The sequence below is a fragment of the Pseudomonas sp. NBRC 111123 genome (genome assembly GCF_001320205.1).
Taxonomy (GTDB): Bacteria; Pseudomonadota; Gammaproteobacteria; order Pseudomonadales; family Pseudomonadaceae; genus Aquipseudomonas; species Aquipseudomonas putida_J.
Genome location: NZ_BCAZ01000048.1, coordinates 36,346 through 44,554, shown reverse-complemented (window position 1 = coordinate 44,554; position 8,209 = coordinate 36,346). Strand labels below are relative to the sequence as shown.

Sequence of the window (8,209 nt, the reverse complement as noted above, 5' to 3'; positions counted from 1 at the left end):
CGCTCGATCTCATAGGCGCCACCTCGCTATCGACGAACACTGCTGCCCCTCATAGGCGCCATCTCGCTATCGACGAACACTGCTGCCCCTCATAGGCGCCACCTCGCTATCGACGAACACTGTTGCCCCCCAAACACCCCCCAGACATTTTGCCCCCGCCCCAGCATCAAATCGCCCCCAAACCCCAGCAAAATCAACCCCTTGAACCCGGCACAACTCCTGCAACAGGCCTTTCACAGCCCAGTCCCCGCAGGAGCGCCCTTGAACACACCCATCCTTCCCCTGATACCGCTCTGCGCCGCACTGGCCTTGCTCGGCTGCGAAAAAGCCGGGCAGCACACCGCGCAAAGCACAACGCCACAGCAGGGCGGCACCCTGGTCTACGCGACCGACCGCGAGCCCACCTGCCTGGACCCCCACGTGGCCGGCGACATGCCCCAGGTGTTCGTGGCCCAGCAGTACCTCGACTCGCTGGTTTCGATGGACAGCCAAGGCCAGATCGGCCCCTGGCTTGCCAGCCGCTGGGAAGTCTCCCCAGACGGCCTGCGTTACACCTTCCACCTGCGCCGCGACGTGCACTTCACCGACGGCACCCCCTTCAATGCCGACGCGGTCAAGGCCAACCTCGACCACATGGCCAACCCCAAGACCCAGTCCAGTACCGCAGGGGGGTACATCCGCCAGTACCGCGGCACCAAGGTCCTTGATCCTTACACCGCCGAGGTCACCTTGGCGACGCCATACGCCGCGTTCCTCGAAGTCCTCGCCCAGGGCTTCCTCGGCATCCAGTCACCCACCGCGCTGCAGCGCAGCCGCGACGAGAACTGCGAAAGCCCGGTAGGCAGCGGGCCGTTCAAGGTGGTGCGCTGGGACCGGCAGAACCAAGTGGAACTGGTGCGCAACCCGGACTACAACTGGGCGCCGCCGACGGCGCAGCATCAAGGCCCGGCCTACCTCGAACGCATCGTCTGGAAGTTCATCCAGGAACCCTCGGTGCGCTTCGCCTCGCTGCAGGCTGGTGAGGTCGACGTGATCGAAGCGCTGCCGCCAGAGTCCCACGAGGCGGCACGGCGCAACCCCGACGTCGACCTGATCATCGCCCAGCGCCCGGGCAACCCCACCAACGGTACCTTCAACCTGCGCCGGGCGCCGTTCGACGACAGCCGCGTGCGTGAGGCCTTCGTGCGTAGCGCCGATGTCGAGGGTGCGCTCAAAAGTGTCTACTTCGGCGAGTTCCCCCGCGCCGGTGGCCCGCTGAGCATGGCCACGCCGTTCTACAGTGGCGACTTCGAGCACAGCCAGGACTACGACCCGGCCCGCGCCGCCAAGCTGCTCGACGAAGCCGGCTGGACCGGCCGCGACAACGAGGGCTACCGCACAAAGAACGGCCAGCGGCTGCGCGCCGTCGTGCTGATCGGTGCGCGCACGCCGCCGTCGGAGCTGACCCTGTGGGAACAGGTGCAGGCCACCACCCGCCAGGCTGGCCTGGAGCTGGTGCTCGACCAGATGAGCGACGCCCAGGTCACCGCTCGCCAGGCCGCCTGGGACTACGACATCCGCATCGGCTACTGGAACACCAACACCCCCGACGTGCTGCGCATCATCTTCACCAGCGCATTCGTGCAACCGGCCGGGGTCGGCGGCTACCACCAGAACTCCTCCGGCTACGCCGACCCCGGCTACGACGCGTTGCTTGACAGCGCCCTGGCCACCCAGGACGCCGACCAGCGCCGTCAGCACTACTTCAAGGCGCAGCAACAGGCCGCCGAGCGCTACCTGCAACTCACCACCTACCCGCAGAGCACGCGCCTGGGCATCTACAAGACCGCCCACGGTGTGCGCCTGGAGCCTTCGCTGGCGGTGACCTACCTCTATGACGCATGGGTGAACAAATGAGTACGACGACACTGGCGATAAGCGACCCGCGCCGCGAACGCCTGGCCGCCCTGGGCCGGCGCGCTGCCGTCCGGCTGGGCGGCGGCGTGCTGGTGCTGTGGGCAGTGGCGACCCTGACGTTCTTTGCCCTGCGCCTGATGCCAGGTGACCCGGTGCTGGCGATTCTCGGTGGCCCCAGCGCCAACCCGACGCCGGAAGCGATCGAGGCCGCCCGCGTCGAGTTCGGCCTCGACCAGCCATTGGCGGTGCAATACCTGTTCTACCTTGGGCGCCTGCTGCACGGTGACCTGGGTGTGTCCTACTCGCAGCACTTGCCGGTCACCCGCGTGCTGCTCGAACAGGGCGGGGCAACGCTTGAGCTGACCATCGCCGCGTTGGTACTGGCCTGGCTGCTGGTCCTGCTGCTGACGGTGGTCACTGCCGGGCGTGGCCGGGTGGTGGGCGGCATCGCGTCGCTGGCCGAAACCCTCAGCGCGGCCTTGCCGCACTTCTGGCTTGGCGTGGTGCTGCTGGCCGTGTTCGCCTTCGGCCTGCGCTGGTTCCCGCCTGCCGGTAGCGACAGCTTTGCCAGCCTGGTGCTGCCGGCGTTCTCGCTGGCGATTCCGTTGGCCGGCTTCATTGCCCAGGTCACTCGCGAATCCCTTGAGCTGACCCTCGAACAACCCTTCGTGCTCACGGCTCGCACACGGGGGCTCAGCGACCTGGCCGTGCGCTTTCGCCATGCCCTGCGCCATGCCTTGCTGCCTGGCGTTTCGCTGTCGGGCTGGGCCATCGGCGCGTTGATCAGCGGTGCGGTGGTGTGCGAGGTGATCTTCTCGCGCAAGGGCATCGGCCGGCAGCTGTACCAGGCGGTGCAGGCCCAGGACATGCCCCTGGTGATCGGCATCAGCCTGGTGGTGGCGGCCGGTTACGTACTGGCGAACATTCTGGTCGACCTGCTGTACCAGTGGATCGACCCACGGCAACAGGAGGCTGCAGCATGACTGACCTGACACTTGAACGAACCCTTGCGCCATTGCGTCGCCAGCGCCAGTGGACGCTGCCGCCACTGGGCGCCAGCCTGGCGATCCTGTTTCTGTCGGCGTTGATCCTGGCCGCGCTGGCCCCCGGCCTGTTCACCCGCATCGACCCGCTGGCCATCGTCCCCCGTGATGCGTTCCAGCCGCCCAGCTGGGCGCACTGGCTGGGTACCGACCAGTCAGGCCGGGACATCTTTGCGCGGATCATTCACGGCGCGCGGCAAAGCCTGCTGATCGGCGTGGCGGCCACCGCCATTGCCATGGCCATCGCCATCACCCTCGGTTTGCTCAGCGGCCTTGGCGGCGCGCGGGTGGACCGCGCGCTGGGCTGGTTGCTGGAAGTGCTGTTCGCCTTCCCCAGCCTGGTGCTGGCGCTGTTGTTCGTGGCGGTGTTCGGCAGCGGCGTCGGCCCGCTGATCGTCGCCACCGGGCTGGGGGGTGCGCCGGGCTATGCGCGCATGGTGCGCGGCCAGGTGCTGGCAGTGCGCAACGCCGGTTACATCGAGGCGGCGCGGGCATTGGGGCACCCGACCTCGCGCATCGTCCTGCGCCAGTTGCTGCCAAACGCGATGCGGCCACTGGTGGTGACGCTGACCATGGGCGTGGGTCAAGCCATCGTCTGGGCTTCGGCGCTGAGCTTCCTCGGCTTGGGCGCCAGGCCCCCTGCGCCGGAGTGGGGGACCATGTTGTCCATGGGCCGCGACTTCATCGCCAATGCCTGGTGGCTGACCTTTTTCCCAGGCCTGTTCATCGTCCTCACCACCTTGGCCACGACAGTGACTGGCCGCTACATCCAACAACGCCTGGAGGGCCGCCAGCCATGAACGACAAGACCCTGATCGTCGAAGGCTTGAACGTGGCCTTCGCGGGCCAAAGTGTGGTGCGCGACCTGTCCTTCACCTTGCCGGCGGGGCGCTGCGTGGCGTTGGTCGGCGAGTCCGGTTCGGGCAAGAGCGTCAGTGCCCGCAGCCTGGTTGGCCTGGCCGGCGCCAAGGCGCAGGTGAGCGCCCGTCAGCTGAGTTTTGCCGGGCATGACCTGCTCGACCTAGGCGAGCGCCAGTGGCGCGAGGTACGCGGCAAGGACATCGGCTTCGTGCTGCAGGATGCGCTGGTTTCGCTCGATCCGTTGCGGCCGGTAGGCAAGGAAGTGCTCGAAGTGCTGCAGACTCACCGCTACGGCGACCGTCAGTTGCGTGCTGCGCGGGTGCACGAGTTGCTTGAGCGGGTAGGTGTGCCCGACGTCGAGCTGCGCGCTCGCCAGCGGCCCGGGCAATTGTCCGGTGGCCTGCGTCAGCGCGCATTGATCGCCAGTGCCCTGGCCCTGGACCCTGCGCTGGTGATCGCCGACGAGCCGACCACTGCACTGGACGCCACGGTGCAGGCGCAGATCCTCGAGGTGTTCCAGCAGATCAAGGCCCGCGGCGCCTCGCTGCTGATCATCAGCCACGACCTGGCGGTGGTTGCGCAACTGGCCGACGACGTGGTGGTGCTGCGCCACGGTGACGTGGTGGAGCAGGGGCCGATGCAGCAGGTGCTGCGCCAGCCGCGCCACCCCTACACCCGGGCCCTGCTGGCCGCGGTGCCCGCCGAACACCCGCGTGGCAGCCGGCTTTCACCGGAGCGGGCAGGCGTGCGCCGTGAGCCGCGTGCGCGCGCTCACTGTGATGTGCTGCTGGAAGGGCGTGGCCTGGGCAAGCGCTATCTTGGCCCGGACGGGCTGGTTCGCCAGGTGCTGCAAGGTGTCGACTTCACCCTGCGCGCCGGGCGCACCTTGGGCATCGTCGGCGAATCCGGTTCGGGCAAGACCACGGTGGCGCGCATTGCCCTCGGCCTGTTGCAGCCGGACCAGGGTGAAGTGCTGTACCGCGGCCAGCCGTGGAACCGCCCGGCCAATGCCGTAAGCGAAGCCGTGCGCCGGCCGTTGCGCCGCGAGATCAGCGTGATCTACCAGGACCCACTGGGCTCGTTCGACCCGCGCTGGAGCGTGGCGCACATTCTTGATGATGCCTTGCAGGTGGCCGGTATCGAAGCGGCGGCCCGGCCGGCGCGGATTGCCGTGCTGCTGGGCCAGGTGCGCTTGCCGGCTGAGCTGGCCCAGCGCCGGCCATTGCAACTGTCCGGCGGCCAGCGTCAGCGAGTGGCGATCGCCCGGGCGATTGCCAGCGAGCCGAAGGTGATCATCTGCGATGAACCGGTTTCGGCCCTGGACGTGTCGGTGCAGGCCCAGGTGCTCGATCTGCTGGCTGATCTGCAGGACGAGCTGGGCCTGGCTTACCTGTTCATTTCCCACGACCTGGGGGTGATCCGCCATGTCAGCGACGACGTGCTGGTGATGCGCCACGGCCAGGTGGTGGAGCAGGCACCGGTCGAGCAATTGTTCGACCGCCCGGCCCACGCATACACCCGACGGCTGCTTGGCGCGGTACCACGCCTGCCCGGCAGCGGCACCGCCCTGGTGGTGCCACCGCTGGACCTGGAACACGAAGCCTTCGACCTGTTCGACGAAACCCGCCTCTGGAAAATCGCGATCTGATGACTGCTCAATTTCCCAGCGCTGGTGCGATCCCCTGTGGGAGCGGGTTTACCCGCGAAGCAGGCAACGCGGTGCATGGCACCGGCTTCGCCGGTGTTCGCGGGTAAACCCGCTCCCACAAGGGCGGGCGTCTCATTTTTGAAAGCTGCATTTAAAGGACTGAACCATGACCACATTTCAACGTTTCCCAGCCCAGGCTCCTGCCGCCCACATCGCAGAACTGAAGGCCCGCATCGTCGCCTTGTTGCCAGCCATCGGCGCAGGCGCCGCACAACGCGAGCGCGAACGCCAGCTGCCCCACGAAGCCATCGGCCAACTGGCGGCTGCCGGGCTTTACACCGTGCGTATCCCGACCCAGTACGGCGGCCCTGGCGGCAGTGTCAGCGATGTGATCGAACTGCTGCTGCAGGTCGCTGCAGTCGACTCCAACGTCGCCCAGGCCCTGCGCCCGGGCTTTGCCTTCGTCGAAGGCCTGTTGGCCGCACAGGGCGAAGGCGCCGAGCAAGAGCGCGAGCGCTGGTTTGCGCGATACCTGCAAGGCGCGGTGATCGGCAATGCCGGCTGGGAACTGGGCGGTGCCAACGGCTCCATCGCGGCACGGCTGGTACGCGAGGGCGAGCACTACCGCGCCAACGGCAGCAAGTTCTACAGCACCGGCGCCTTGTTCGCTGATTACGTCAGTGCCGTGGCCCTGGACGAGAACGAGCAGCCGGTGTCGTTCATCCTGCCGCGTGACCGCGAGGGCCTGGAGCTGGTCGACGACTTCGACGCCATGGGCCAGCGCCTCACCGCCAGCGGTACCACGCACCTGCGCAACGTGCGGGTCGAGGCCAGCGAGATCCGCACGCGTACCGTCGAGGAGGGCAAGCGCACTGTCGTCACCCCGTTCCTGCAGCTGTTCCTCGGTACCGTGCTGGCCGGCATCGCCCGCAACGCGCTGGAAGACGCCACGCGCTTTGCCCGCGAGCATGCCCGGCCGATCAAGCACAGCACGGCCAGCCGTTCGGTGGATGACCCCTACGTGGAACTGTCGGTAGGCGATATCGCCGCCCGTGCCTACGGCGCCGAGGCCCTGGTGCGCAAGGCCGCGGCAAGCATCGACAAGGCCTGGGCCGCGCAGCTGGATGAGGCTGCTGTCGAACAGGCCGCCATCGAGGTCGCCCAGGCCCAGTACCTGGTGGCCGAGCTGGCGCTCAAGGCGGGCGAAACCCTGTTCGATGTGGGCGGTGCCTCAACCACTGGCCGCCAGCACAACCTTGACCGGCATTGGCGCAACGCCCGCACCGTGGCCAACCACAACCCGCGCCAGTGGAAGGCGGCGGTAGTCGGTGCCTGGCAGCTCAAGGGCACCCGCCCGCCCGTCTCGGGGCTGTTTTGACCGCCCAGCCGGCGTTGCTGGCCGGCCATCTGCAAAGCCCCAAGGTGCCGGTGATCATCGGCGCCGCGCTGTTCATGGAACTGCTCGACAGCACGGCGGTGATGACCGCCTTGCCGCAGATGGCCGCCGACTTCGGTGAACCGGGGCTGCGCATGAACCTGGTGGTATCGCTGTACATGCTTGCCCTGGCGCTGTGCGTGCCGGTCAGCGGTTGGGCCGCCGAACGCTTTCGCCCGCGCCAGGTGATGTTGCTGGCGATGGGCTTGTTCACCGCTGCCTCGCTGGCCTGCGCCCTGGCCGAAACGCTCTGGCAGCTGTGCCTGGGGCGCATGCTGCAGGGCGCGGCGGGGGCGTTGATGACGCCGGTGGGGCAGGTGATCATCCTGCGCTGGTCGAGCCGTGAACAGTTGCTGCAGGCCATGTCGTGGCTGGCCTTGCCGGCCTTGGTCGGGCCCCTGATCGGGCCGTTGCTTGGCGGCTTGCTAGTGACGGTGCTGTCGTGGCACTGGATCTTCCTGATCAACCTGCCGATCTGCCTGGTCGGCTGTTGGCTGATACTGCGCCATGTGCCGGACTACCCGGCACGGCCGGTGCCGCCGCTGGATGTGCGCGGGCTGTTGCTCAGTGGTGGCGCCCTGGCCATGCTGGTGTTCGGCCTGGAGTCGCTGGGGCTGGGGCAATTGCCACGGGCCTGGGCCCTGGCGCTGGTTGCCGCTGGCCTGGCCTGCACCCTGGGCTACCTGCTGCATGCGCGGCGCCACCCCAGCCCACTGGTCGATCTTTCGCTGTTGCGCTTGCGCAGTTTTGGCGTGGCCCAGGCCGGCGGCGGGCTGTTTCGCCTCGGCTCGGCGGCGCAGCCGTTCCTGATCGTGCTGTTGTTGCAGCACTCCCTGGGCATGAGCCCGCTGGCGGCCGGTTGGCTGGTGGTCAGCGGTGGCCTGGGGGCGCTGCTGATGAAGCTGTTGGCGGTACCGTTGGTGCGGCGCTATGGCTACCGACGGGTGCTCAGCTGCAATGCCGTGGCCAGCGCTGCGGGGATTGCCCTGTGTGCCGGCTTTGATCGCGATACCGCGGTCTGGCTGATGGCGGTGGTGCTGTTCGCGGCGGGGTTGGTGCGCTCACTGCAGTTCTCGACCTTGGGTGCTGCCAGTTATCAGGACGTACCCGGTGAGCGCTCGGCGGCGGCCAGTTCGCTGTCGGCGATGTCGGTGCAGCTGACCATGGCCATGTCGGTGAGCCTGGCCGGGGTGCTGTTGGGTGTACTGGCCGGCGTTGATGGGCGCAGTGAAACTTCAGTGACGGATATCGCCACGGTGATGCTGCTGTGTGCAGCAATGTGCGGATCGTCGGCGCTGGTGTTCCGACGACTGGCGGGCTGACGGT

Annotated in this window: 6 protein-coding genes; all 6 read left to right on the top strand. The window is 67.8% G+C overall.

What is annotated here, in order from left to right:
* Positions 1–303: 303 nt before the first annotated feature.
* The 6 genes from APH27_RS20975 to APH27_RS20950 all read left to right on the top strand — a co-directional run bounded on the left by APH27_RS20975 (position 304) and on the right by APH27_RS20950 (position 8,205).
* Positions 304–1,896: an ABC transporter substrate-binding protein gene (locus APH27_RS20975; protein ID WP_371262728.1), complete on the top strand. Its 1,593-nt coding sequence runs from the start codon at positions 304–306 to the stop codon at positions 1,894–1,896.
* Complete coding sequence (locus tag APH27_RS20970; protein WP_060485802.1) at positions 1,893–2,879, top strand: ABC transporter permease; 987 nt, start codon at positions 1,893–1,895, stop codon at positions 2,877–2,879. The genes APH27_RS20975 and APH27_RS20970 overlap by 4 nt, the downstream gene beginning before the upstream one ends.
* On the top strand, positions 2,876–3,739 hold the full coding sequence (locus APH27_RS20965; RefSeq protein ID WP_060485800.1) for an ABC transporter permease: 864 nt from the start codon (positions 2,876–2,878) through the stop codon (positions 3,737–3,739). Before APH27_RS20970 ends, APH27_RS20965 begins: the two co-directional genes overlap by 4 nt.
* Positions 3,736–5,448, top strand: a complete 1,713-nt coding sequence (locus APH27_RS20960; protein WP_060485799.1) for an ABC transporter ATP-binding protein — start codon at positions 3,736–3,738, stop codon at positions 5,446–5,448. Before APH27_RS20965 ends, APH27_RS20960 begins: the two co-directional genes overlap by 4 nt.
* 166 nt (positions 5,449–5,614) lie before the next feature.
* Positions 5,615–6,826 carry an acyl-CoA dehydrogenase family protein gene (locus tag APH27_RS20955; protein WP_060485798.1) on the top strand — a complete coding sequence of 404 codons (1,212 nt, stop codon included), beginning with the start codon at positions 5,615–5,617 and terminating at the stop codon, positions 6,824–6,826.
* Complete coding sequence (locus APH27_RS20950; RefSeq protein WP_060485797.1) at positions 6,823–8,205, top strand: MFS transporter; 1,383 nt, start codon at positions 6,823–6,825, stop codon at positions 8,203–8,205. Before APH27_RS20955 ends, APH27_RS20950 begins: the two co-directional genes overlap by 4 nt.
* The last annotated feature ends 4 nt before the right edge of the window (positions 8,206–8,209 follow it).

Excerpts from the sequence above, each read along its gene's own strand:
- APH27_RS20955 (WP_060485798.1), top strand. The coding sequence starts at position 5,615 with ATGACCACATTTCAACGTTTCCCAGCCCAGGCTCCTGCCGCCCACATC.
- APH27_RS20960 (WP_060485799.1), top strand. The coding sequence starts at position 3,736 with ATGAACGACAAGACCCTGATCGTCGAAGGCTTGAACGTGGCCTTCGCG.
- APH27_RS20970 (WP_060485802.1), top strand. The coding sequence starts at position 1,893 with ATGAGTACGACGACACTGGCGATAAGCGACCCGCGCCGCGAACGCCTG.
- APH27_RS20965 (WP_060485800.1), top strand. The coding sequence starts at position 2,876 with ATGACTGACCTGACACTTGAACGAACCCTTGCGCCATTGCGTCGCCAG.